This window comes from Streptomyces sp. R-74717, from assembly GCF_047305335.1.
Lineage (GTDB): Bacteria > Actinomycetota > Actinomycetes > Streptomycetales > Streptomycetaceae > Streptomyces > Streptomyces atratus.
Genome location: NZ_CP102361.1, coordinates 2,669,737 through 2,694,699 on the forward strand (window position 1 = coordinate 2,669,737; position 24,963 = coordinate 2,694,699).

Below are 24,963 nucleotides of genomic sequence, written 5' to 3' on the forward strand. Positions count from 1 at the left end.
GTCAGTTCTCCGCCTGGGCGTCGGACGGGTGAGGGTGGGAAGTGAACGACTCGGCCGATGAGTCCGCGTCGTTCCCGGTGCCGGTCGCGTCCGGGTCTCCGGGGCGGTCGAGGACGGCCAGGACGCGCAGCAGCGGACGGCCGGTGGTGTGCAACTGGTCGAGCAGCCGGGCCAGTTCGTCGGCGGTCTCCTCGACGAGGCGTTCGCGGCGGCCGGTGATGCCGGGCAGCAGGGATTCCGTACGCCACTGGGCGACATGGCCGCGGTAGGTGGCGAGCGGCTCGCTGATCTGTTCCTCCCAGGCGGCCCTCCCCGTATCCAGGTGCGTGCGGGCTGCAGCGACGGCGGCCGGAACGAGGGCCTGGAGCCGGTCCGGGTCGCGCGGCCCGCCGGTGCGGGCGAGCCTCGGGCCGACCTTCGCATCACGCAGCGCGTCCGCCATGGGGCGCACCTCGGGTGTCCCGGTGCCGTCGGCGCCGAGCCCGGTCACGGCCATCCACCGCACCACGGTGGGGCGGCCGAGAGCGTTGGAATGGATGCCCTGGACGAGGAACACGGGCCCCTCGACGTGGGGTGTGGTGATGACCGGGGCCTCCTGCCGGCCGAACTCGACGAGGACCTTGTCCGTCAGCCACTCCACCACCGGGTGGATGTCGGTGAGGAAGGACACCTCCGGCCACATCGTGCTGCTGCTCTCCCTGGCCTCGGTCAGCTTGCGCTGCGCAAGGGTGCGGTCGAAGGTGACCAGCATCCGCTCGGCGACGCGCTGCTCCTTCAGGTAGGAGGGCGGCAGGGCCTTGAGGCGGTGGAGCAGGTCGGGGGCCAGGGCCGGGGAGAGCGAGAAGTACGCGCCGCCCTTGGCGTCGGTGCCGGACGCCAGGCCGATCAGGTCCTGGGCGCGGTCCTCGTAGACCTCGTCGAGAGCGGTGTCGACGAAGTCGGCCGTGTCCCCTTCGAAGAGGGAGATCAGCTCGGCGCGTGCGGGCAGTTCCTGCTCGGTGATCGTGCCCACCTGGCCGAACAGGTCGGCGAGGGCGGTGTCCTCGGCGGGGGCGGACTCCAGGAAGTCCTCGACCGTGCCGCCGCGGACCAGTTCCCTGATGAGCCGGCGCTCCTCCTCCTCGGCCCGGTAGAGACCGGACACGGCCTCGGCCGTCCCGTCCAGCTTGTGCGCCTCCTCCTCCCGGAGGAGCAGCTTCTCGGCGACCGTGCGGTCGTCCTTGGCACCGGGGACCGCGGAGGTCAGAATCAGGGCGCGGAACTGGGGCTCATGCTTCTGCCCGTACCGGTCGATACGGCCGTTGCGCTGCTCGATGCGGATCAGCGACCACGGGATGTCGTAGTGGATCAGGTGGTGGCACTGACGGTGCAGGTTGACGCCCTCGGAGGCGACATCGCCGGTGAAAAGCAGCCGGACCGGGTTGTCGGCCAGGCCGAACGCCTCCAGGACCTTGGCCTGTTCGTCGTCGCTGAGGCCGCCGTGCATGACGGTGACGGCCTTCGCCGTGCCGTCGGCCCCGACCGGGAAGCCGAGGCGGGCCGGGACGACCTCGGCCAGCCAGGTGAGCGTACGGACGCGTTCGGAGAAGACCACGGCCCGGGTCGCGGACCGGGGGCCCACGCCGATGTCCTTCAACTGCTCGACGAGCGCGTCGAGTTTGGCGGAGTCACCGGGTGCGGTGCCGTCGCCCATGCCCGCGACGATCTCCCGCAGCCGGGCCAGGGCAGCCTGCTCCGGGGCGATGGCCGGGTCGGGCCGCAGCCCCTTCTGCCCGGCTTTGCGGACCCGCTCGCCGAGCGTGGCGACACGGTTGTCGACCGTCTCGCCGAGGGCGACATGGGAGGACAGAAACGTCTTGAGCAGGTTGTAGGCGAAGAGCTGCTCGGTGGCGACCGAGGTGCGGTCCTGGTCGGCCGTGCCGAACTCCGTACTCACCTGTGGGGCGGGAAGCCAGTGCTCGGCGAGCTCGGCGAAGATCCGCTCCTCCGCCTCACCGGCGGCGCAGTGGAGGGAGACCGTGGGGCCGCGGTCGGGCCACTCGGTGCCCATCTCGTCCCGGACCTCGGGGCTGATCTTGGTCCGCCGGATGTAGAGGTGGCCGAGGTCCTCGGCCGGGTCGTAGTGGTCGGGGTCGGCGATGGCGGCCGGGTCGAGGAGCGAGATCAGGTCGGCGAAGGAGCGCTTGTCGCCGTTGTGCGGGGTGGCGCTGGCGAGCAGCAGGGCGTCCGTGCGCGGGGCCAGGATTTCGGCGAGGGCGCGCCGCTGGCTGCCGGGGTTGATCAGGTTGTGCGACTCGTCGATGACGACGGCGTCCCAGCGGATGCGCTCCAGGTGGTGGCGGTACTGGCCGATGTTCTTGAGCGTATCGACGGAGATGATCACGCGCTTGTAGTGCGTGAACGGGTTCCGGCCGGCCGGGATCTCGCGCTGGATGCGCTGGATGCCGAGGGAGTCGAGCCGCACGAGCGGGATCGAGAAGCGGGTCCACAGCTCGTGCTGGAACTGTTCCAGGATGCTCTGCGGGGTCACGATCAAAATGCGCTCACCCCGGCCCCGGCGGATGAGCTCCGCGAGGGTCAGGCCGATCTCCAGCGTCTTGCCGAGGCCCACGACGTCGGCGATCAGGACCCGGGGCCGGAGGTTGCGCATGGACAGGGCGAGCTCGGCGGGGCGCTGCTGGTAGACGAGCGGGTCGAGCAGGAAGCGGTCGGCCAGGGCGAGACCCCGCTCGGACTGGGGCAGCGGCGTCTTGCGCAGGACCGCTTCGAGGAAGAGGCGGCTGCGCCGGAAGTACGAGGACGTGTCGGGGACCAGGCGGGTCTTCTCCGGGTCGAGCAGCTCCACGCGGTCGATCCCGCTGAAGAAGACGGCTTCCTCGTCACGGACGAACTCCGAGACGCCGACCGCATCGATCCGCTCGCCGTCGTGATCGGTCTGGGCGGTATTGCGGACCAGCCACTCCTCGTCGCGTACGAGGATCTGCGCCCCCGGCGGGAACCGGGTCTCCCCCGGCTTCGCCCCCTGGTCGGTCACCCGTCGTCCCTCCGTCGTCGCCTGTGCGGCCCTGCGACGCCAAGTCTGTCACGTGGGGCAAGGGCAGCCGGCCGTGCTTCCGAGAGGGGTGACGCCACAGCTCAGAAGCGTGCCTCCCGGGCATAGGCGGCACGGATCCGCTCGGCGATCCGCAGGGGCGCTGCGGGGCGGACGGCAGTGGCCGCGCGGCCTCGGGGCGGGGTTCCGCCAGGCCCGGGAACCGCCCCCGTCGGTACGGCGGGGACGGCGTCCTCGGGTTCTTCGCCGGGCTCTGTACCGAGGCCGAGCCGCTCGGCTCCGGCGCGCGCCGGTGCGCTCGTCTCCTCGTCGTCCTCGGCCGCTGCCGCGTCGACGATGGTGGGTGTGTAGGCCGAGTCGCTTCCGCCAGGTTCGAGAACGGGCGGGGGCAGTTGCGGCACGACGATCTCGGGGGTCAGGGCGGCGAGCCGGCGCTTGGCCTGTAGGGCGGTCAGGCCCAGGCCGCGGATGACTTTGACGAGCCTCTCTATGACCTGCGGCAGCGTCGGCCGGGCCGCAGGGTCCAGCGCCAGCATGTCCGTGACCAGTCCGTCCAGTTCCGGGGGCAGGCCGGTCAGGTCGGGCGGCGTCGCAGGGTCCTCGATCTTCAGCGCGACGGCCTGCCAGGTCGGCCCTTCGTACGGGTAGCGTCCGGTCGCGGCGAACAGCAGCACCGCGCCCAGCGCGTAGACGTCGGCCGACCGCTCCAGCTGGTGCTCGCCCCGGGCCTGCTCCGGCGGCATGCACAACACACTGCCGACGACGAAGCCGGTCGCCGTCAGCATGGTGCGACGCTCGGCGAGCACGGCGAGGCCGAAGTCGATCACTTTGGGACCGTACTCGGACAGCAGGATGTTCTGCGGTTTCAGGTCACGGTGGAGCAGTCCCGCATCGTGGACCGTGCCGAGGCCCTCGGCCAGCAGCGCCCCGAGACTGGCGGTCTCGGCGAGAGGGAGGGGGCCGTGCCCGGCGACGTAGGTGCGCAGATCCGGGCCGGGGACGTATTCCACGGCGAGCCAGGGCTGCTCCGCGGCCGCGTCGGCGCCCACGAAACCCGCGACGAACGGCCCGTACACGGTACGCATGCTGTCCACTTCGGACAGGAACCGGGCGCGGGTGTCCTCGTCGAGCACGGAGGCCTTGATGACCTTCACCGCGGCCTGATGACCGGCTGCGGATTCACCGAGAAACACTTGGCCCATACCGCCGGCCCCGATCCGGCAAACGAGCGCAAAGCCCCCGATCGACTTCGGGTCGTTGTCTCGAAGTGGTTCCACGGCGCTACGCCTCCCCCTGTATGGCTTGCAACCACTGCTCTGGACTGCGGGCAGACCCGGACCGGAGTCAGTCTATGCAAGCCCGCGCTTGCCCTGCGCTGCCTCTGCGGGCGGGTGCCCGCGCGACGGGAGCAGCGGGCGGGGGCCTGGGGTTCCCCCGAGATGCGGAGGATGCTGACAGAGGGTCAGATGTGCTCCCCTTCTTCAACAGTGCAGCGCGCGACCGCCGGTGACAGAGCACCTGTCCTGGCCTGCCCCCACACTCGCCTGACACCCCGTCAGAACGAGCGTCCCGAGCGTCGGGATATCGCTCGTAACGCCCACACCGCACATAATGCGCACGCACAAAACAGCAGGTCAGGAACCCTTCACGGCCGGTTCAAGGATCGCCACGCACTCCACATGATGCGTCATCGGAAACAGATCGAACGCCCGCAGCGTCCGCACCCGGTAGCCGCCGTCGCGGAAGTACGCCAGGTCGCGGGCGAGGGCCGCCGGGTCGCAGGCGACGTAGGCGATGCGGCGGGCGCCGAGGCCGGTCAGGTGCTTGACCGTCTGCTTGCCGGCGCCTGCGCGCGGGGGGTCGAGGACGATCAGGTCGGTCTCGGTGATGCCGGTGCGCGGCAGGACCTGGTCGACCTTGCCGTGCTCGATGCGGACCCGCTCCAGGTCCTTCAGGTTGTGCCGGGCGTCCTCCACGGCGCGCTTGCCGGACTCGATACCGAGGACGGCGCCCTTCTCGCCGATGCGCTGGCCGATGGCGCCCGCGAACAGGCCGACGCCGCAGTAGAGGTCGAGGGCGGTGTCGCCCTTGCGGGGCAGCAGGCCCTGCATGACGGCGCGGACGAGGGTGTCGGCGGCTTGCGGGTGGACCTGCCAGAAGCCGCCCGAGCCGACCCGGTAGGTGCGGTCGTCGGCGCGCTCGCGGACGAAGGCGCGGCCGTGCACCCGGTGGACGCCGCCGTCGCGCTCGTCGACGCGCATCACCGAGACGGGCTTGTCGAGCTCGACGAGGGGCAGCCGGCCGCCGGGCCTCGGGGTGAGGATCACCTGGCGGTCGTGGGAGCCGGTGGCCGCGATGGCTTCCACCGAGGCCATGCCGGGCCACTCCCTCTTCTCGATGCCGAGTTCGGTGACGCCGGGGGCCGCGATCAGGCAGCGCTCGATCGGCTCCACATCGTGCGAGCGGTGCTTGCGCAGGCCGACACGGCCGTCCTCGTCGATGGCGTACTGGACCCGGGTGCGCCACGCCGGCACCTCGCCCGCCGGAAGCTTGTCGCCCTCGGCCGGCATGACGGTGCCGTCCCAGCCCGCCTCCTCGGGGGTGAGGCCCGCGAGGTGCTGAAGCTGTTCGGCGATCACTTCACCCTTGAGCCTGCGCTGGGCGCCGGGCTTGGCGTGCTGCCAGTCGCAGCCGCCGCACTTGCCGGGACCGGCGTACGGGCAGGGCGCCTCGACGCGGTCCTTGGACGCCTCGATGATCCGTACCGCGTCGGCGCGCAGGAAGCGGGAGTCGCTCTCGCCCTCGGTGACCTTGGCGATGACCTTCTCGCCGGGAAGCGTGTGCCGTACGAAGAGGACCTGGCCCTGCGAGGTGCGGGCGACGCAGTGGCCGCCGTGTGCGACGGGCCCGACCTCGACCTCGTACTCCTCCCCGACCAGCGACGACGTGGGTTCGTTCTGCATGAGGGGGTGGCTCCAGAGATCAAGTGAAAACGGCCGGACAACAACCTACGAGTCTACGTGGGTGTCGTCCGGCCGTTTACCACGAGCGGGCGGGCGCGGTCAGCCCTTGTTGGCGGGTTCCTTGGGCCTGCGCTCCACGGGTCCGCGGCGCACCGAGCCCGGTGCGTTCCACTCGGCGCGCTTCCTGGCGCGCTTCTTCGCCGCCTCGGAGGACTCCAGCTGGTACGGCACGGAGGTCACCATCACGCCCGGGGTGAACAGCAGCCGCCCCTTGAGGCGCAGGGCGCTCTGGTTGTGGAGGAGGTGCTCGTACCAGTGGCCGACCACGTACTCCGGGATGTACACGCTCACGACGTCGCGCGGGCTCTCCCGGCGCAGGCCCTTCACGTATTCGATGACCGGGCGGGTGACTTCGCGGTACGGGGAGTCGAGGATCTTCAGCGGGATGTCGATGCCCCGCCGCTCCCAGTCCTCCTTGAGCGCCTTGGTCTCGGCCGGGTCGACGCTGATGGAGAGCGCCTCCAGACGGTCGGAGCGGATCAGCTTGGCGTAGGCGAGGGCGCGCAGCGTGGGCCGGTGGAGCTTGGAGACCAGGACGATCGAGTGGACCCTGGAGGGCCGCATCGTCTCGTCGACCGGAGTCTCCTCCGCGGCGATCTCCTCGGCGACCCGGTCGTAGTGCTTCCGGATCGCGGTCATCGTCCCGTAGAAGATCACCATGCCGAGCAGCGCGACCCAGGCACCGTGGGTGAACTTGGTGACCAGGACGACCACGAGGACGAGGCCGGTCAGGAAGGCGCCGAAGGCGTTGATCGCACGGGAGCGGATCATGTGGCGGCGCTTGTCGGCGTCCTTCTCGGTGCGCAGGTGCCGGTTCCAGTGGCGGACCATGCCGGTCTGGCTGAGCGTGAAGGACACGAACACGCCGACGATGTAGAGCTGGATCAGCCGGGTCGAGTCGGCGCCGTAGATGACGACGAGCAGGGCGGCCGCGCCGGCGAGCAGCACGATGCCGTTGGAGAAGGCGAGGCGGTCGCCGCGGGTGTGCAGCTGGCGCGGCAGGTAGCGGTCCTGGGCGAGGATCGAGCCGAGCACCGGGAAGCCGTTGTACGCCGTGTTCGCCGCGAGGAACAGCACCAGGGCGGTGGCAGCGGCGAGCACGATGAACAGGAAGCTGCCGTTGCCGAAGACGGCCTCGGCGACCTGCGTGATCACCGGGTCCTGCACATAGCCGGGGCCGACCGGCACACCGCCTTTCAGCAGGTCCTGCGCCGGGTTCTCGGCCATCCGGACGTCGGTGACCAGGGCGAGGGCGATGATGCCGACGAGCATGGTGATGGCGAGCACGCCCATCATCGAGAGCGTCGTCGCCGCGTTCTTGGACTTGGGCTTGCGGAAGGCCGGGACGCCGTTGGAGACCGCTTCGACGCCGGTGAGCGCGGCACAGCCGGAGGAGAAGGCGCGCAGCAGCAGGAAGACAAGGGCGAAGCCCGCGAGGCCCTCCTGCTCCGCCTTGATGTGGAAGTCGGCGGTGGGCGCGCGCATGGTGTCGCCGAGCACGAGAGCGCGGTAGGCACCCCACGCGATCATGATGAAGACGCCCACGACGAACACGTACGTCGGAATCGCGAAGAGCGACCCGGACTCCTTGACGCCGCGCAGGTTCATCAGCGTCAGCAGCAGGATCACCGCGACGGCGCACAGCACCTTGTGCTCGACCACGAACGGGATCGCCGAGCCCAGGTTCTCGATGCCGGAGGTGATGGAGACGGCGACGGTGAGGACGTAGTCCACGAGCAGCGCGCTGGCGACCGTCAGGCCGGCCTTGGGGCCGAGGTTGGTGGTGGCGACCTCGTAGTCGCCGCCGCCGCTGGGGTACGCGTGCACGTTCTGCCGGTACGACGCCACCACGGTGAACATCACCACCACGACCGCCAGGGCGATCCACGGGCTGAAGTGGTACGCCGACACGCCCGCGACAGACAGGACGAGCAGAACCTCGCCAGGCGCGTAGGCAACGGAGGACAAGGCGTCGGAGGCGAAGACGGGGAGGGCGATGCGCTTCGGCAGGAGCGTTTCTCCGAGCCGGTCACTGCGCAGTGCGCGCCCGATCAGGATCCGTTTGGGCACGTCGGTCAGTTTGGACACGCAGAGGATCGTAAGCGTTCCGTATGGAAGCCGCGGACCCACCACCCCCGTGGCCCCGCAATCTCCTGCGCTCGGACGAGAAAGCCACGAAATCCTTAACGAAATCCTTGCACTAAGCGTCCGCGAAAAGTGCGCTGTAACCATTCAATGCGGGCTGACCGCCGAGATGTGCGTAAAGGACGGTGGAATCCCGGGCGATCTCGCCGCGCCCCACGAGGTCGATCGTTCCCGCCATCGACTTCCCCTCGTACACGGGGTCGGTGACCATGCCCTCGGTACGGGCGGCCAGCCGCATGGCGTCGAGGGTCGTGTCGTCGGGGATGCCATAGGTGCCCGCGTGATAGCGCTCGTCGAGCTCGATGTCGTCCACGGTGAGTTCCCGGCGCACCCCGATGAGCCGTGCGGTGCCGGCCGCGATCCGGGCGATCTGCTCACGGGTACGGGCGGGCTCGGCAGAGGCGTCGATGCCCAGTACGCGTCGTGGGCGGGCGCCCGCCTCCTCCAGCGCGGCGAAGCCCGCGACCATGCCGGCCTGGGTGGAGCCGGTCACCGAGCAGACGACCACGGTGTCGAAGAACACACCGAGCGCGCGTTCCTGCTCGGCCACCTCGTACGCCCAGTTCGCGAAGCCGAGCCCGCCCAGCGGGTGGTCGGACGCGCCCGCAGGGATGGCGTAGGGCCTGCCGCCGCCCTCCTCCACCTCGCGCAGCGCCTGCTCCCAGCTCTCCTTGACGCCGATGCCGAACCCGGCGCGCACCAGGCGGACATCGGCACCGGCCAGGCGGCTGATCAGGATGTTGCCGACCTTGTCGTAGACGGCGTCGGGCCACTCGACCCAGCTCTCCTGGATGAGCACGCACTTGAGGCCGGTACGGGCGGCGACCGCCGCGACCTGGCGGGTGTGGTTGGACTGGACGCCACCGATGGAGACGAGCGTGTCGCAGCCCTTCGCCAGGGCGTCGGCGACGAGGTATTCGAGCTTGCGCGTCTTGTTGCCGCCATAGGCGATGCCGGAGTTGCAGTCCTCCCGCTTGGCCCAGACCGCGGCGCCGCCGAGGTGGTCGGTGAGCCGGTCGAGGCGGTGCACGGGAGAGGGGCCGAAGAGGAGGGGGTAGCGGTCGTAGGAGGAGAGGGAAGGGGAGGACGGGGCTGCGGGCGATGCGGGCGTCACAGGGGCTCCCTTGGCCGGGGGTGGTTTGGTGATGACGGGCGGGGGTTGGCGTGGTGATGCCGGTCGGCTCGTCCGCAGCCTGGCGGCTCGTCCGGACGGTGCTCGGGCCGTCGGCCTAGTCGGACGGTTCGTCGGCGAGTTCTTCGAGCGCCCGCCAGATCTCCGCGGTGACCCGGGCCGCGGCTTCGGCATCGCGCCCCGCGCACGCCTCGATCAGCCGGTCGTGCAGCTCCGCCGAGCCGTGTGCCGCGCCTGGCGTGCCGAACTGCCGCCACTCCAGGCGCCGGATCAGGGGCGTGTAGCGCCGGACGGTGGCGGCCACCGCGCGGTTGCCGCAGGCGGTGACGAGGACGTCGTGGAGCCGGTCGTCGGCGCGCAGTGCGTCCGCCACGTCGCCGCGGCGGGTCGCGTCCCGGAAGCGGTCGTTCGCCACGCGCATCGCGGTGGTGTCCGCATCCGTGAGGAGGGGTACGGCCGTCCTGGCGGCGAGTTCCTGCATGGCCCGTACGACCGCCGCCGCGTCCCGGACGTCGCGCGGCACCAGCCGGGTCACCCGGGTGTAGCTCTGCGGCTTGGATTCGACGAGTCCCTCGCCGGAGAGCCGGGACAGTGCGTCGCGGACCGGGGCCCGGGACAGTCCGAGGCGCTCGGCGAGGTCGGCGTCGCGGACGGGGGAACCGGGCGGGATGTCCCCGCGGACGATGGCGTCACGGATCGCCTCGTACGCGGTGTCCCGCAGCAGGGTCCGTCGGACGGGGCGCAGGGTCTCCATGAACTGACATGTTAGATGTCCGTAGTCGTCGCACTCAAGGGCCCGTCCCGCAGTGGCTGCATCCGGCGGTCCTCCCCGCGCCCATCACGGGGCGCGGCGAAAGCGCACTCGGATGAGGCTTCGCACTTCCAGCCGCATAAGCTCATCCTGGGCAACGGGACAGACCGTTGCCCCGTTGTTTGCCCGGCAAGCTGAGGAAGAAGTGTGAGCAGGGTGTTTTCGCAGGTCAGCCGGACGACCAGGACTGCGAGGTAGGCGCAAGGTGCACATCGTCATCATGGGCTGCGGGCGAGTGGGGGCCGCTCTCGCGCAGACCCTGGAGCAGCAGGGGCACACGGTCGCCGTCATCGACCAGGACCCCACGGCGTTCCGGCGCCTCGGGTCAGGATTCGGTGGGCGGCGCGTCACCGGTGTCGGCTTCGACCAGGACACCCTCCGTGAGGCGGGGATCGAGGAGGCCGGTGCGTTCGCCGCGGTGAGCAGCGGCGACAACTCGAACATCATCGCCGCCCGGGTGGCCCGCGAGATGTTCGGCATCGAGAATGTCGCGGCGCGGATCTACGACCCCCGGCGCGCCGAGGTCTACCAGCGCCTCGGTATCCCCACGGTCGCCACCGTGCGCTGGACCGCGGACCAGATGCTGCGGCGGCTGCTGCCCTCGGGCGCCGAGCCGCTGTGGCGGGATCCGAGCGGCGGTGTGCAGCTCGCGGAGGTGCACACCACACCCTCCTGGATCGGCCACAAGATCAGCACGCTGCAGGAGGAGACGGGCGTCCGCGTGGCGTTCCTCACCCGGTTGGGCGAAGCCATTCTGCCCACCTCGCAGACGGTGCTGCAGGAGGGCGACCTGGTCCACGTGATGATGCGTACGGACGAGATCGCGAAGGTCGAGGCGGCCTTCGCCGAGGGTCCTGAGGAGGGCGGTCACTGATGCGTGTCGCGATTGCCGGGGCCGGTGCGGTGGGCCGTTCCATCGCGGGCGAGCTGCTGGAGAACGGGCACGAGGTGCTGCTCGTCGACAAGGCGCCGACGGCCATTTCGGTGGAACGGGTGCCGATGGCCGAGTGGCTGCTGGCGGACGCCTGCGAGATCACCTCACTCGACGAGGCGGCGCTTCAACGCTGCAACGTCGTGATCGCCGCGACCGGCGACGACAAGGTGAATCTGGTCGTCTCGCTGCTCGCCAAGACCGAGTACGGCGTGCCGAGGGTCGTCGCCCGGGTCAACAACCCGAAGAACGAGTGGCTGTTCAACGAGGCCTGGGGCGTCGATGTGGCGGTCTCCACGCCGCGTCTGATGTCGGCCCTGGTCGAGGAGGCGGTGAGCGTCGGCGATCTGGTCCGGCTGCTGCGCTTCAGCCATGGCGACGCCAACCTGGTCGAGCTGACGCTGCCCCCGGAGTCGGCGCTGGCCGGCACCCAGGTCGGCGATGTGGCCTGGCCCGAGGACACCTCGCTGGTCACCATCATCCGCGGGCAGCGCGTTCTGACGCCGAGCACCGAGGAGACGCTGGAGGCCGGTGACGAGCTGCTGTTCGTGGCCGCACAGGCACGCGAGGAGCAGTTGGAGGACCTGCTGTCGGTACGCCGGGGCGACCCGGAGGACTGACCGGCACAGGGCAGGCAGACGGAAGGGGCCCGGCACCGTTCTCACACGGTGCCGGGCCCCTTCCGTCTGTCGTGGGCGGTTCAGAACTCCTGGTGGCGCGTCGCGGCGGCGGCCGCCTCCGCCTTGCGGGCCTTCTCGGCCTGCTCCTGCGCCTCCATCTCGGCGAAGACATCGATGGGCGGCGGCGCCTTGGCGAGGAAGACCCAGGTCAGATACACCGCGAGCAGGAACGGCGGGATCTTCAGGGCGACCAGGACCCAGCCGAACTGGGTGGTGTCGGCCCACCAGTACAGCGGGAAGAGGATCGCGCACTTGGCGAGCAGGATCAGCCCCCAGGCGTAGCTGGCCTTGGCGTACGCCTTCTTGCGGCCGGGGTTCCTGGTGCGCCAGGAGAGGTTCTCCTTGAACACCGGGCCCAGCATCAGACCGATCAGCGGCACCCCGGCGAGGGTGGTGATCAGGTAGGCGAGTGCCAGGCCGAGGGTGTAGAGCATGCCCGGCAGATAGAAGTCCTTGGCATTGCCGGTCATCATCGCGAAGACCACACCGAAGGCCACGCCGAAGACACCGCTGAAGGCGTGCTTGACGGTGTCCCTGCGGATCAGCCGTACGGCGACGAGGACCAGGGACACCACCAGGGCCGCGATGGCGGAGAGGTGCAGATCCTTGTTGATCGTGAAGATCGTGACGAAGAGCAGCCCGGGAACGACTGTCTCCACCATCCCCCGGACACCGCCGAACGCCTCGAAGAGCGCGGCCTCGGTGACCGCTTTCGCGTCGGCCTCCTGCTGGTCGGTGCGGGTGGTGCGGTCCTTGTCGGACGTCGGCTTGTCGAGAGACGTCACCGGCTACTCCTTGCCGAGCGGTCGGAGTTCGTATTTGGGGTTGAACAGCACCCGGCGCCCATGACTCATGGCGATCCGGCCCGAGGCGATGAGCCTGCGGCCCGGTTCTATGCCCGCGATGGAGCGCCGGCCCAGCCAGACCACGTCCAGCGGCGCGGTGCCGTCGAAGAGCTCCGCCTCCAGGGCGGGCACTCCGGCGCGCGGCCGCAGGGTGACGGTCCGCAACGTACCAGTCACCTTGACGATCTGGCGGTCGGTGCATTCGGAGATCCGCGTGCACCCCGAAGCCTGCGAGTCCTCCTGCAGCTCCTCGGACTCCAGGTCCTCCTGGGAGCTGGACAGCCGGTCGAGCATCCGCCGGAAGCGGCCGGACGGCTTCACAGCCTTGCCGGGCTTCTCGAATCGAGGAACAGCACTCATATCCGAAGGGTACCGGTCTCCCGTACTCCGGGCGGGTGTCCCGGGTCTCACTCGAACGAGATACTCGCAAGGGTTACGGGACAGGACCCGGTGGCCCGTTCAGCCGCGCTCGAAGCGGTAGCCCATCCCCGGCTCGGTGACGAAGTGCCGGGGGTGCGAGGGGTCGGCCTCCAGCTTGCGCCTGAGCTGCGCCATGTAGACCCGCAGATAGTTGGTCTCGGTGCCGTACGAGGGCCCCCAGACCTCCTGGAGCAGCTGCTTCTGGCTGACCAGCCGGCCGCTGTTGCGGACCAGGACCTCCAGCAGGTGCCATTCGGTGGGGGTGAGCCGTACGTCGCGTCCCTCGCGGTGGACCTTCTTTGCCGCCAGGTCGACGGTGAACCCCTCGGTCTCGACGATCACGACGTCGTCGGAGCCGTGCTGGCCGACGGGTTCGGCGCGGCGGACGGAGGCGCGCAGCCGGGCCAGCAGCTCGTCCATGCCGAACGGCTTGGTGACGTAGTCGTCGGCTCCGGCGTCCAGGGCCTCGACCTTCTCGTCGGAGGTGTGGCGGGCGGAGAGCACCAGGATCGGCACCCGGGTCCAGCCGCGCAGCCCCTTGATCACCTCGACGCCGTCCATGTCCGGCAGTCCGAGGTCGAGGACGACGACATCGGGATGGCGGGCGGCGGCGAGCTGGAGGGCGGTCGCGCCGTCGGGCGCGGCGTCCACCTCGTACTTGCGCGCCTTCAGGTTGATCACGAGGGCGCGTACGATCTGCGGCTCGTCGTCGACCACAAGCACCCGGGTCATGGGGGCCCTGCCTTTCTGCTGTATGGCGATCTCCTGGGACGTTGCGGAGATCATGAGGTGACCTGCGAGGTCATGAGGTGACCCGCGCGGGCAGGTCGGGGCTGACGGGAACGTATCCCGATGCCGCCTTGAGGGTCAGCACCATGGTGAGGCCGCCGCCGGGGGTGTCCTCGGCGTCCAGCGTGCCGCCCATGGACTCCACGAAGCCGCGGGCGACGGCGAGGCCCAGTCCGACGCCTGCGCCGCGCGGGGCGTCGCCGTAGCGCTGGAAGGGCTCGAAGATACGCTCCTTGGCGTCGTCGGGGACGCCGGGGCCGCGGTCGGCCACCCGTAGCTCGACGCGTCCGCCGAGCGCGCTGGCGGCCACCGTGACGCGTTCTGCGTAGGGGCTGTACTTGACGGCGTTCTCGACGATGTTGGCGACGGCTCTCTCCAGCAGCCCGGGGTCGACGTCGACCATCGGCAGGGTCTCGGGGATGTCCAGGTCCACGCTGCCCTCGGGGACGCCGCCGAGCGCCATCGGGACCACCTCGTCGAGGTCGATCTCGCGGATCAGCGGGGTGACGGTGCCGGTCTGCAGCCTGGACATGTCGAGGAGGTTGCCCACGAGGTGGTCGAGGCGGTCGGCGCCGTTCTCGATGCCCTCCAGGAGTTCGGCCTGGTCCTCGTCGGACCAGGCGACGTCGTCGGAGCGCAGGGAGCTGACGGCGGCCTTGATGGCGGCGAGCGGGGTACGCAGATCGTGGCTGACGGCGGCGAGGAGGGCCGTCCTGATCCGGTTTCCCTCGGCGAGCCGTCGGGCCTCCTCCGCCTCGTCGACCAGGCGCTGGCGGTCCAGTACGACGGCGGCCTGGGCGGCGAACGCGCCGAGCACCCGGCGGTCCTCGGCCGGCAGCACCCGGCCGGAGAGCGCGAGCGCCATGTGGTCGCCGACGGGCATGTCCACATCCGCGTCCTCCGGCCGGGCCACCGGGCTCGGTCCGACGCTCCCGGCGCACGTCCACGGATCGACGTCGCTCTGCCGCTCCAGCAGAGCGACGGACTCCATGCCGAAGGTCTCGCGGACCCGGTCCAGGAGGGCGTCCAGGGTGGTCTCGCCGCGCAGCACACTGCCGGCGAGGAAGGAGAGGATCTCCGACTCGGCGCGCAGCCTGGCCGCCTGATGGGTGCGGCGGGCCGCCAGATCCACGACCGAGGCGACCGAGACCGCCACCGCGAAGAAGATCACGATGGCGACGAAGTTCTCCGGGTCCTGCACGGTCAGGGTGTGGGTGGGCGGGGTGAACCAGTAGTTCAGCAGCAGCGAGCCGACGGCGGCCGATGCCAGGGCGGGCAGCAGCCCGCCGAGCAGGGCCGCGGCGACGGTCAGGAAGAGGAAGAGCAGGACATCGTTGGCGAGTCCGGGGCCGTTGTCCAGGCGCGTCAGGAGCAGCGTGAGAAGGGCCGGGCCGCCGACACCGACCAGCCAGCCCCAGATGATCCGGACCCGGCCCAGCCGGGCGCCGCGGGCGATGGGCAGACCGCGACCCTTGGCGACCTCTTCGTGGGTGACGATATGGACGTCGAGGTCGGGGCCGGACTCGCGGGCGACAGTGGCTCCCACGCCCGGTCCGTAGATGTACTGCCAGGCCTTGCGGCGGCTGGAGCCGAGGACGATCTGCGTGGCGTTCACCCCACGGGCGAATTCGAGGAGGGCCGACGGTATGTCGTCGCCGATGACATGGTGGAACGTGCCGCCGAGGTCCTCCACGAGGGTGCGCTGGACGGCGAGTTCCTTGGGCGAGGCGGAGGTCAGTCCGTCGCTGCGGGCGATGTAGACGGCGAGGATCTCGCTGCCGGAGCCCTTGGCCGCCATCCGGGACGCGCGGCGGATGAGCGTACGGCCCTCGGGGCCGCCGGTGAGTCCGACGACGATGCGTTCGCGGGCCTGCCAGGTGGTGCGGATGTTGTGCTCGCCGCGGTACTGCTGAAGGTATTCGTCGACCCGGTCGGCGACCCAGAGGAGGGCCAGCTCGCGCAGGGCGGTCAGGTTGCCGGGGCGGAAGTAGTTGGACAGGGACGCGTCGATCCGGTCCGGCTTGTAGATGTTGCCGTGGGCCATCCGGCGGCGCAGCGCCTGGGGCGACATGTCGACGAGTTCGAGCTGGTCGGCCCTGCGGACGACCTCGTCGGGGACGGTCTCGCGCTGCCGTACGCCGGTTATGGCCTCGACGACGTCGCCGAGTGATTCCAGGTGCTGGATGTTGACGGTGGAGATCACGTCTATGCCGGCCTGGAGGAGCTCCTCGACGTCCTGCCAGCGCTTGGCGTTGCGGGAGCCCGGCACATTGGTGTGCGCCAGTTCGTCCACCAGGGCGACGGCCGGGGCGCGCTCCAGGACCGCGTCGACGTCCATCTCGGTGAAGACTGCGGAGCGGTACTCGATCTCACGGCGCCGGATCTGCTCCAGGCCGTGCAGCATGACCTCGGTGCGCGGGCGGTCGTGGTGCTCCACGAAGGCGACGACGCAGTCGGTGCCCCGTTCCACACGGCGGTGGGCCTCGGAGAGCATCGCGTACGTCTTGCCGACGCCGGGTGCCGCACCCAGGTAGATCCGAAGTTTGCCGCGTGCCATGGCCCCATTGTCTTCTCTGAACCGGCTGCCGCCGATGCGGCAGCCGGTTCGAAGCTACCCCGAGGATTCTCGACAAATGGGACGGGGGGTGGGGCGAGGGGCCGAATTGACAGGATTCTGACGCCTCGGACGGACCCGGCCCCCGTCCCGCCCCACTACTCGTGTTCGACGATGTGCCCGTCGCTCAGCTCCAGTACCCGGTCCGCCAACCCCAGCAGCTGCGCGTCATGCGTCGCCACCAGCGCTGTGACGCCTTCACTCCGCACCACCGCCCGCAGCAGCTCCATCACCGCGAGTCCGGTCTCCGCGTCGAGCTGCCCCGTCGGCTCGTCCGCGATCAGCAGCGCGGGACGGTTGGCCAGCGCGCGGGCGATCGCGACGCGCTGCTGCTGGCCGCCGGAGAGTTCGCCGGGGCGCTGAGCGGCGTGGTCGGCGAGGCCGACCATGGAGAGCAGCAGCGCCACCCGGTCCTCGCGCTCGCGCGGGTCCGCCTTGCGCAGCCGCATGGGTACGCCGACGTTCTCCGCGGCGGTCAGGATCGGGATCAGGCCGAACGACTGGAAGATGAAGCCGATCCGGTCCCGGCGCAGTTCCAGGAGCCCGTTCTCGCCGAGTTCGGCGAGGACCGTGCCGCCGACGGTGATCCGGCCGCCGTCGGGGCTGTCGAGGCCACCGACGAGGTTGAGGAGCGTCGTCTTGCCTGAGCCCGAGCGTCCCTTGAGTGCGACGAGTTCACCGCGCGGCACCTCGAAGGACACCCCGCGCAGCGCGTGCACGGCCGCGGCGCCGGTGCCGTACGAGCGGTGCAGGTCCTCGACCCGGACCATGGGCCCGCGGGCCGGGTCCTCGGCGACCGCCGCGCCGCTCTGCCCGCCGGTGCTCGTCCGGCCGGTGTTGTCGTTCATGCCTCTCCCCCGTACGTGCTCGGTCCCGTCGGCCGCCAGTATGTGCATCGGGCACAGTGCTGGGCAATGGCCGAAGGACAGTGGTCAGGCGTCCGGCCGGACGCCGACGTGGTCGTCCTCGGCGGTGAGGCGCACCCGGCGGCGGAGGCCGTACCGTCGCAGATGGTCGTCGGGCAGCTGCAGCCGCCCCACCGGGTCGAGTCCGGCGAATTCTTCCACGCCGCCGTCGGGGCCGCCGTCGCGCAGGGTCTCCGCGGAGGTCCGGCCGTCGCGGATGCGTACCGTACGCCGCACCTGCCCGGAGAGCATCGGTCCTCGATTCCCCACCAGTCCCCCTGACCCCTCGCATCCCCCCCCGGATGATCGGGCCAGTATGGGTGGACCCCACACGGGCCGCAATGGCCGGGACAAGTTGGACACCATCACCAGGCGTGAACTTGACGGACGGTCACTTCACAGCGCCGAACGGCACGGACGATTTCTTTATCGGAGCACAACCGCTTCCCGACAACTTCCTGACACCGGCTGACCAGCCTTTCCAGGGTCCACCGGGGCGAGTGCCCCGTCCTTGAAAGGGTGCGCATGACGTTACGAAGGAGCCTTCCCGGTCTGGCCGCCGGAGCCCTCGGGATATCCCTGGTCCTGTCCGCGGTCCCCGCCGCAACCGCAACCGCAACCTCCCCCGCGAATGCGCAGGGCCCCACCGCCCCCACCGTCTCCGAGCAGCAGGTGATGCCCCACCTGCGCGCCCTGCAGCACATCGCCGACCGCAACGGCGGCAACCGGGCGCATGGCACGAAGGGATACGCGGACTCGGTGGCGTGTGTGAAGAGCGCCCTTGACCGGGCGGGCTTCCGCACAAGACTGGTGCCCTTCACCTATGACGGCACCACCGGCCACAACCTGATCGCCGACTGGCCGGGCGGCGATCCCGAACATGTGCTGCTGACCGGCGCGCACCTCGACAGCGTCAAGGCGGGCCCGGGAATCAACGACAACGGCTCGGGCTCTGCCGCGGTCCTGGCCACCGCCCTTCAGGTGGCCAAGTCCCGCCTCAAGCCCGAGCGGCACCTTCGGTTCGCGTGGTGGGGCGCGGAGGAGCAGGGCCTGATCGGCTCGGCGGAATACGTCAAGAAACTCTCCGGGGCCGACCGCCGCAGGATCGATGTCTATCTCAACTTCGATCAGGCGGGCAGCAGGAACACCCGGCAATGGCTCGTGATCCACGACGACGAGCACGGCGAGACAGAGGCCCAGCAGGCGTTCGAGGCATGGTTCGCCGAGCGGGACATCCCCACGTTCGACATCGGCGTCGGCGGCTCGGACCACGAGTCGTTCGGGAACGCCGGCATCCCGTCGTCCGGCTTCAGCACCGGCATCTCGGACTGCATCCATGAGGCGTGCGACGACCTCTCCAATGTGGACCCGAAGACGGAGACGACCAGCACCGACGCCCTCATCGGTGTGCTGTGGAAGCTCGCCACCACCGCGCCCCGGCGCTGACCCCCATCCTCAGGAACGAGACATGCGCAGACTACTGAACCCGCGCCGCAGAGCCGCCGTTGCCCTCGTGGCCGCTGTGGTGAGCGGCGTCGTCCTGGCCACCGTCCCCGCCTCCGCCGCCATCGGCGGCCCGGGCATCGGTGACCCGTACTTCCCCGACGACGGCAACTTTGGCTACGACGTGTCCCACTACGACGTACGTATCGCCTACGACCCAGCGCGCACCGACCACCTGGACGGCGACACCACCGTCACCGCCCGCGCCCTGACCGGCCTGGACCGCTTCAGCCTGGACCTCAAGGGCTTCACCGTGGCATCGGTCACGGTGAACGGCACCCCGGTGAAGGCGTTCTCCCGGTCCGGCGCCCATGAGCTGGTCATCACCCCGGCCCGCCCGGTCGTGCAGGGCGCGGCGTTCGCGGTCCGGGTGAAGTACGCGGGCAAGCCCGACGCCGAGGGCTGGCACACGCTGAAGAGCGGCGGCGCGTACGTGGCGGGCGAACCACATGCCGCGACCTCCTGGTATCCCGCCAACGACCACCCGTCCGACAAGGCCACCTTCGCCCTCACCGCGACGGTGCCCGACGGCTGGACGGTCGTCGGCAACGGCTTGCCCGGCCCGGCCGCCGTCAAGGACGGCAGGAAGACGTTCCGCTGGTACGAGGACAAGCCGCTGGCGACGTACCTCAGCACGGTCGCCATCGACAGGTTCACCGTCCACCGGGGGAAGACGGCCGCCGGAACACCGGTCATCACGGCATACAGCCCGGACGCCGTCATCGACCCGGACGCGGAGGCCGAGCAGACGGAGATTCTGGACTTCCTGACCACGAAGTTCGGCCCGTACCCCTTCTCCTCGGCGGGCGCCATCGTCGTCGGCACCACGAAGGAGCCCATCGGCGGCCCCATCGCCCTGGAGACGCAGAGCCGCCCCACGTACGGCGCGATGCTCTTCGACGCCTCGGTGGTCCACGAGAACACCCACCAGTGGTTCGGCGACAGCGTGTCGTTCAAGGACTGGCGGGACGGCTGCGTCGCGGAGTGCTTCGCCCAGTACGCCGGCCAGTTGTGGGAGGAGCACAAGGGCGCCGATCTCGACAAGGACTACTACCGGTCCGAGGTCGAGGACAGCAGGGACAACCCGTCGTTCTGGTCCACCAGGCTCTATGACCCGGGCCAGGGCAAGGAGTTGGATTCCGCGCTGTACTTCAAGGGTTCCCTGATGCTGCACGCGCTGCGGCGCACAGTGGGTGACGATGCGTTCTTCGGGACGCTCAAGACCTGGACCCGCGACCACGCGTACGGCAATGCTTCGTTCCGGCAGTTCGAGGCGCTGGCGGCGAAGGTCTCGGGCAAGGACCTCAAGGGGTTCTTCGGGGCGTGGGCCGACGGAACGGTCATCCCGCCGGAGAAGTACCTCTATCCGGGCAGCCTGGGCACGCCGACTGGTTGAACGGGCGCACCACGGGGCCCGTTCCCCCGTCCGTCAACGGCCTGAGGCCGGCCATTGCGGCCGGCCTCAGTGCTCCCTCAAGACCTCAAGTCCTCAAGACCCGTTCACAAGCTGCTTGAGTGCGACGTTGAGCTGGAGGACGTTGACTCTCGGTTCTCCCACGAAGCCGAGGATCCGGTCGTCGGTGTGCTGTTCGACGAGCTTCTCGACCCGGGTCACGTCGAGGTGGTTGCGCTCGGCGACGCGGCGTGTCTGGAGCTGTGCGTATGCCGGGGAGATGGCGGGGTCGAGGCCGGAGCCCGAGGAGGTGACGGCGTCGGCGGGCACGTCTGCGGGGTTGACGGGGTGGCCGGGGACGGAGTTGTCCTTGACGACGGCGGCCTTGGCGGCGGTGACCCAGTCGATGAGTTCCTTGTTGTCGCCGGAGCGGTTGGTCGCGCCGGAGAGGATCAGTTTGTACTGGGTGTTGACGCTGTTGGTGCCGAGTCCGTTGGAGGGGCGCGGCTGGAACCACTTGAGGTCCGGGGCCGCGGTTTCCTGTCCCTTCTTCAGTGGCAGGTCGTAGCGCTGGCCGATGAGTTCGGAGCCGACGACCTTGCCGTTGGAGCTGATCTCGGAGCCGTTGGCCTTGTCGGGGAAGATGCCCTGGGCGATTGCGGTGACGGCGAGCGGGTAGATGACGCCGCACACGACGGTGAGGACGAGCAGGGCGCGCAGTCCGGCCCACAGGAGCCGGGCGGTGTTTCCTACGGAGTTGTTCATGGCAGGTCAGCCGATTCCGGGGATGAGGGAGATGATCAGGTCGATGATCTTGATGCCGATGAACGGGGCGATGAGGCCGCCCAGTCCGTAGATCCCGAGGTTGCGGCGGAGCATCGAGTCGGCGCTGCTGGGCCGGTAGCGCACGCCCTTCAGGGCGAGCGGTACGAGCGCGATGATGATCAGCGCGTTGAAGACGACCGCGGACAGGATCGCGGACTGGGGCGAGGACAGCTGCATGATGTTGAGCTTGTCCAGGCTGGGGTAGGCGACCGCGAACATTGCCGGGATGATCGCGAAGTACTTCGCGACGTCGTTGGCGATCGAGAAGGTGGTCAGGGCTCCGCGGGTGATGAGGAGCTGCTTGCCGATCTCGACGATCTCGATCAGTTTTGTGGGGTTGGAGTCCAGGTCCACCATGTTCCCGGCCTCTTTCGCGGCCGAGGTGCCGGTGTTCATGGCCACGCCGACATCCGCCTGGGCCAGCGCCGGTGCGTCGTTGGTGCCGTCACCGGTCATCGCGACGAGTTTGCCGCCGGCCTGCTCGCGCTTGATGAGGGCCATCTTGTCCTCGGGGGTGGCCTCGGCGAGGAAGTCGTCGACGCCTGCTTCCTCGGCGATTGCCTTCGCGGTCAGCGGGTTGTCCCCGGTGATCATGACCGTCTTGATGCCCATGCGGCGCAGCTCGTCGAACCGCTCCCGCATGCCCTCCTTGACGACGTCCTTGAGGTGGATGACACCCAGGACCCGGGCGCCGTGCTCGTCCTCCAGGGCGACCAGCAGCGGTGTGCCGCCGGCCTGGGAGATCTGGTCGGTGAGTGCCTGCGCGTCCTGCGTGACGCTTCCGCCGCGCTCCTTCACCCAGGCGACGACCGAACCGGTCGCGCCCTTGCGGACCTTGCGTCCGTCGACGTCGACACCCGACATGCGGGTCTGGGCGGTGAACGCGACCCACTCGGCGTGCCGCAGTTCGCCCTGGTGTCGTTCGCGCAGCCCGTACTTCTCCTTGGCGAGCACGACGATGGAACGGCCCTCGGGAGTCTCGTCGGCGAGTGAGGACAGCTGGGCGGCGTCCGCCACTTCGGCCTCGGTCGTGCCCTTGACCGGGAGGAATTCGGCGGCCTGGCGGTTGCCGAGCGTGATGGTGCCGGTCTTGTCGAGGAGCAGGGTCGAGACATCCCCCGCGGCCTCGACGGCACGCCCCGACATGGCCAGGACGTTGCGCTGCACCAGCCGGTCCATACCGGCGATGCCGATCGCCGAGAGCAGCGCGCCGATGGTCGTCGGGATCAGGCAGACCAGCAGTGCGGTCAGCACGATCATCGACTGCTTCTGGCCCGCGTAGATCGCGAAGGGCTGCAGAGTGACGACGGCGAGCAGGAAGACGACGGTGAGGGACGCCAGGAGGATGTTCAGGGCGATCTCGTTGGGTGTCTTCTGCCGGGCGGCGCCTTCGACCAGGGCGATCATCCGGTCGATGAACGTCTCGCCCGGCTTCGTGGTGATCTTGATGACGACCCGGTCGGAGAGCACCTTCGTACCCCCGGTGACAGCCGAGCGGTCGCCGCCCGACTCCCGGATGACCGGCGCGGACTCGCCCGTGATCGCGGACTCGTCCACACTCGCGACACCCTCGACGACATCCCCGTCTCCGGGAATGATGTCACCGGCCTCGCAGACCACCAGGTCTCCGATGCGCAGCTCGGTCCCCGGCACCCGCTCCTCGTTCGTGCCGGTCAGCCGCCGGGCGACGGTGTCGGTCTTGGCCTTGCGCAGCGTGTCGGCCTGCGCCTTGCCGCGGCCCTCGGCGACCGCCTCCGCCAGGTTGGCGAAGATCGTCGTGAGCCACAGCCAGACCGCGATCGCCCAGCCGAACCAGTCGCCCGGATCCAGTACCGCGAGCACGGTGGTGAGCACCGAGCCGATCAGCACCACGAACATCACAGGTGACTTGACCATCACCCGGGGATCGAGCTTGCGGACGGCGTCCGGGAAGGACTTGAGCAGCTGCTTGGGGTCGAACAGGCCCCCGCCGACGCGTCCTTCGCTCTGGTGGCCCGTGGGCGCGTCCTGGTGCGGTGCCCGGGTGGGGGTGACAGTGGACATCGAGTCCTCTTGCTTCAGACGAGTGGTCATGACGCCAGCCCTTCGGCCAGCGGTCCCAGCGCGAGTGCCGGGAAGTAGGTCAGCCCGGTGATGATCAGGATCGTGCCGACCAGCAGCCCGCTGAACAGCGGCTTGTGCGTGCCCAGGGTTCCCACGGTCGCCGGTACGGGCTTCTGCTCGGCGAGCGAGCCGGCCAGCGCGAGGACGAACACCATCGGCAGGAACCGGCCCAGCAGCATCGCCAGCCCGATCGTCGTGTTGAACCACTGCGTGTCCGCGTTCAGCCCGGCGAACGCCGAACCGTTGTTGTTCGCACCCGAGGTGTAGGCGTACAGGATCTCCGAGAAGCCGTGCGCGCCGGTATTCGTCATCGAGTGGGGCGGGGTGGGCAGGGCCATCGCCGCGGCGGTGAAGCACAGCACCAGCGTCGGCGTGATCAGGATGTAGCAGGCCGCGAACTTGATCTCCCGGGTACCGATCTTCTTCCCCAGATACTCCGGGGTGCGGCCGACCATGAGACCGGCGATGAACACCGCGATGATCGCCATGATCAGCATTCCGTACAGGCCCGACCCCGTACCACCAGGAGCGATCTCACCGAGCTGCATGCCCAGCATCGTGATCCCGCCACCGAAACCGGTGAACGAGGAATGGAACGAGTTCACCGCACCCGTCGACGTCAGCGTCGTGGCCACCGCGAAGATCGAAGAGCCGCCGATCCCGAACCGGGTCTCCTTGCCCTCCATCGCCCCGCCCGCAATGTCGAAAGCGGGCCCGTGATGGGCGAATTCGGTCCACATCATCAGCGCGGTGAACCCGAGCCAGATGACGCCCATCGCCGCCAGGATCGCGTAGCCCTGCTTCAGCGAACCGACCATCCGGCCGAACGTGCGGGTCAGCGCGAACGGAATCACCAGGATCAGGAAGATCTCGAGGAGGTTGGAGAGCCCATTGGGATTCTCGAACGGGTGGGACGCATTGGCATTGAAGTAGCCGCCGCCATTGGTGCCCAGCTCCTTGATGGCCTCCTGCGAGGCGACCGCGCCACCGTTCCACTCCTGCGAGCCGCCCATGAACTGCCCGACCTCATGGATGCCGGAGAAGTTCTGGATCGCACCACAGGCCACGAGCACCAGCGCACCGACCACCGAGATCGGCAGCAGGATCCGTACGGTGCCGCGCACCAGGTCGGACCAGAAATTGCCCAGCTCACCCGTGCGGGAACGGGCGAAGCCGCGCACCAGCGCCACCGCGACCGCGATACCCACGGCGGCCGAGACGAAGTTCTGCACCGCCAGGCCACCGGTCTGGACGACATGGCCCATGGCCTGCTCGCCGTAGTACGACTGCCAGTTGGTGTTCGCGACGAACGACGCCGCCGTGTTGAACGCCTGATCAGGATCGATCGAGACGAAGCCCAGCGAGCCGGGCAGAGCGCCCTGGAGCCGCTGCAGCAGATAGAGGAAGAGGACACTCACCGCGGAGAACGCGAGCACCCCACGCAGATACGCGGGCCAGCGCATCTCCGTGTTCGGATTGGCGCCGATGGCCTTGTATATCCACTTCTCCACCCGGAGGTGCTTCTTCGAGGAGTAGACGCCGGCCATGTAGTCACCGAGCGGACGGTACGCCAGACCCAGCGCCACAACGAGCGCGAGCAGCTGGAGCACACCAGCGAGGACGGGGCTCATATCGGGCTCAGAACCTCTCCGGGTACAGAAGGGCGAGGACGAGATAGCCCAACAGGGCAACGGCCACGATCAGACCGACAATGTTCTCGGCAGTCACAGCTTCGCCACCCCCCTGGCGACGAGAGCCACCAACGCGAACACCGCGATCGTGGTGACGACGA

General features: G+C 69.5%; 20 protein-coding genes. 4 read left to right on the plus strand and 16 right to left on the minus strand.

Going from position 1 to position 24,963, the window contains the following annotated elements; translation table 11 throughout:
* Position 1: 1 nt before the first annotated feature.
* The 6 genes from NRF20_RS11905 to NRF20_RS11930 form a co-directional block, all read right to left on the minus strand.
* On the minus strand, positions 2-3,034 hold the full coding sequence (locus NRF20_RS11905; protein WP_413752560.1) for an SNF2-related protein: 3,033 nt from the start codon (positions 3,032-3,034) through the stop codon (positions 2-4).
* A 101-nt stretch (positions 3,035-3,135) separates the two neighbouring features.
* Positions 3,136-4,329, minus strand: a complete 1,194-nt coding sequence (locus tag NRF20_RS11910) for a serine/threonine-protein kinase (protein ID WP_413752561.1) — start codon at positions 4,327-4,329, stop codon at positions 3,136-3,138.
* Positions 4,330-4,686: 357 nt separating this feature from the next.
* A complete protein-coding gene (locus NRF20_RS11915) occupies positions 4,687-6,015 on the minus strand; it encodes a class I SAM-dependent RNA methyltransferase (protein WP_413752562.1) in 1,329 nt (442 codons plus the stop codon).
* 99 nt (positions 6,016-6,114) lie between these two features.
* On the minus strand, positions 6,115-8,163 hold the full coding sequence (locus NRF20_RS11920; RefSeq protein WP_398630507.1) for an APC family permease: 2,049 nt from the start codon (positions 8,161-8,163) through the stop codon (positions 6,115-6,117).
* 112 nt (positions 8,164-8,275) lie between these two features.
* Positions 8,276-9,334: a 1-aminocyclopropane-1-carboxylate deaminase gene (locus tag NRF20_RS11925; protein WP_398630506.1), complete on the minus strand. Its 1,059-nt coding sequence runs from the start codon at positions 9,332-9,334 to the stop codon at positions 8,276-8,278.
* Between the two features lie 115 nt (positions 9,335-9,449).
* Positions 9,450-10,106, minus strand: coding sequence for a GntR family transcriptional regulator (locus NRF20_RS11930; protein ID WP_398630505.1), 657 nt, complete (start codon positions 10,104-10,106; stop codon positions 9,450-9,452).
* Positions 10,107-10,368: 262 nt separating this feature from the next.
* Here NRF20_RS11930 and NRF20_RS11935 point away from each other — a divergent pair, with 262 nt between their 5' ends.
* Both NRF20_RS11935 and NRF20_RS11940 read left to right on the plus strand, forming a co-directional pair.
* Positions 10,369-11,037, plus strand: coding sequence for a potassium channel family protein (locus NRF20_RS11935; protein WP_072485889.1), 669 nt, complete (start codon positions 10,369-10,371; stop codon positions 11,035-11,037).
* Positions 11,037-11,714, plus strand: coding sequence for a potassium channel family protein (locus tag NRF20_RS11940; protein ID WP_266357069.1), 678 nt, complete (start codon positions 11,037-11,039; stop codon positions 11,712-11,714). Before NRF20_RS11935 ends, NRF20_RS11940 begins: the two co-directional genes overlap by 1 nt.
* An 80-nt stretch (positions 11,715-11,794) precedes the next feature.
* On the opposite strand, the gene NRF20_RS11945 is transcribed toward NRF20_RS11940, so the two are convergent.
* The 6 genes from NRF20_RS11945 to NRF20_RS11970 all read right to left on the minus strand — a co-directional run bounded on the left by NRF20_RS11945 (position 11,795) and on the right by NRF20_RS11970 (position 17,617).
* Positions 11,795-12,559 carry a DUF3159 domain-containing protein gene (locus NRF20_RS11945; RefSeq protein WP_266357071.1) on the minus strand — a complete coding sequence of 255 codons (765 nt, stop codon included), beginning with the start codon at positions 12,557-12,559 and terminating at the stop codon, positions 11,795-11,797.
* Positions 12,560-12,562: 3 nt separating this feature from the next.
* Positions 12,563-12,979, minus strand: coding sequence for an OB-fold nucleic acid binding domain-containing protein (locus tag NRF20_RS11950; RefSeq protein ID WP_266357072.1), 417 nt, complete (start codon positions 12,977-12,979; stop codon positions 12,563-12,565).
* Positions 12,980-13,078: 99 nt separating this feature from the next.
* Positions 13,079-13,771, minus strand: a complete 693-nt coding sequence (locus tag NRF20_RS11955; RefSeq protein WP_189544840.1) for a response regulator — start codon at positions 13,769-13,771, stop codon at positions 13,079-13,081.
* A 70-nt stretch (positions 13,772-13,841) separates the two neighbouring features.
* Entirely contained in the window at positions 13,842-16,385 is a 2,544-nt protein-coding gene (locus NRF20_RS11960) for an ATP-binding protein (RefSeq protein ID WP_398630504.1), read from the minus strand.
* Between the two features lie 155 nt (positions 16,386-16,540).
* Positions 16,541-17,290 (minus strand): ABC transporter ATP-binding protein, encoded by a 750-nt coding sequence (locus tag NRF20_RS11965; protein WP_266357076.1) that lies wholly within the window; start codon positions 17,288-17,290, stop codon positions 16,541-16,543.
* A gap of 84 nt (positions 17,291-17,374) precedes the next feature.
* Positions 17,375-17,617: a hypothetical protein gene (locus tag NRF20_RS11970; RefSeq protein WP_398630503.1), complete on the minus strand. Its 243-nt coding sequence runs from the start codon at positions 17,615-17,617 to the stop codon at positions 17,375-17,377.
* A 255-nt stretch (positions 17,618-17,872) separates the two neighbouring features.
* Between NRF20_RS11970 and NRF20_RS11975 the strand changes: the two genes are divergently transcribed.
* Both NRF20_RS11975 and NRF20_RS11980 read left to right on the plus strand, forming a co-directional pair.
* Positions 17,873-18,793 (plus strand): M20/M25/M40 family metallo-hydrolase, encoded by a 921-nt coding sequence (locus NRF20_RS11975; RefSeq protein WP_413752563.1) that lies wholly within the window; start codon positions 17,873-17,875, stop codon positions 18,791-18,793.
* 22 nt (positions 18,794-18,815) lie between these two features.
* Positions 18,816-20,246 (plus strand): M1 family metallopeptidase, encoded by a 1,431-nt coding sequence (locus NRF20_RS11980; RefSeq protein ID WP_413752564.1) that lies wholly within the window; start codon positions 18,816-18,818, stop codon positions 20,244-20,246.
* A 93-nt stretch (positions 20,247-20,339) separates the two neighbouring features.
* Here the strand turns inward: NRF20_RS11980 and NRF20_RS11985 are convergent, their stop codons facing one another.
* From NRF20_RS11985 to kdpF, 4 genes are read right to left on the minus strand one after another with little or no spacing between them, the layout of a single operon-like run.
* Entirely contained in the window at positions 20,340-21,008 is a 669-nt protein-coding gene (locus NRF20_RS11985) for a potassium-transporting ATPase subunit C (protein WP_413752565.1), read from the minus strand.
* Between the two features lie 6 nt (positions 21,009-21,014).
* A complete protein-coding gene (kdpB, locus tag NRF20_RS11990; RefSeq protein WP_398630499.1) occupies positions 21,015-23,141 on the minus strand; it encodes a potassium-transporting ATPase subunit KdpB in 2,127 nt (708 codons plus the stop codon).
* Complete coding sequence (gene kdpA / locus NRF20_RS11995; RefSeq protein ID WP_398630498.1) at positions 23,138-24,802, minus strand: potassium-transporting ATPase subunit KdpA; 1,665 nt, start codon at positions 24,800-24,802, stop codon at positions 23,138-23,140. The genes kdpB and kdpA overlap by 4 nt, the downstream gene beginning before the upstream one ends.
* Before the next feature lie 7 nt (positions 24,803-24,809).
* Complete coding sequence (gene kdpF, locus NRF20_RS12000) at positions 24,810-24,899, minus strand: K(+)-transporting ATPase subunit F (protein ID WP_037701211.1); 90 nt, start codon at positions 24,897-24,899, stop codon at positions 24,810-24,812.
* Between the last annotated feature and the right edge of the window lie 64 nt (positions 24,900-24,963).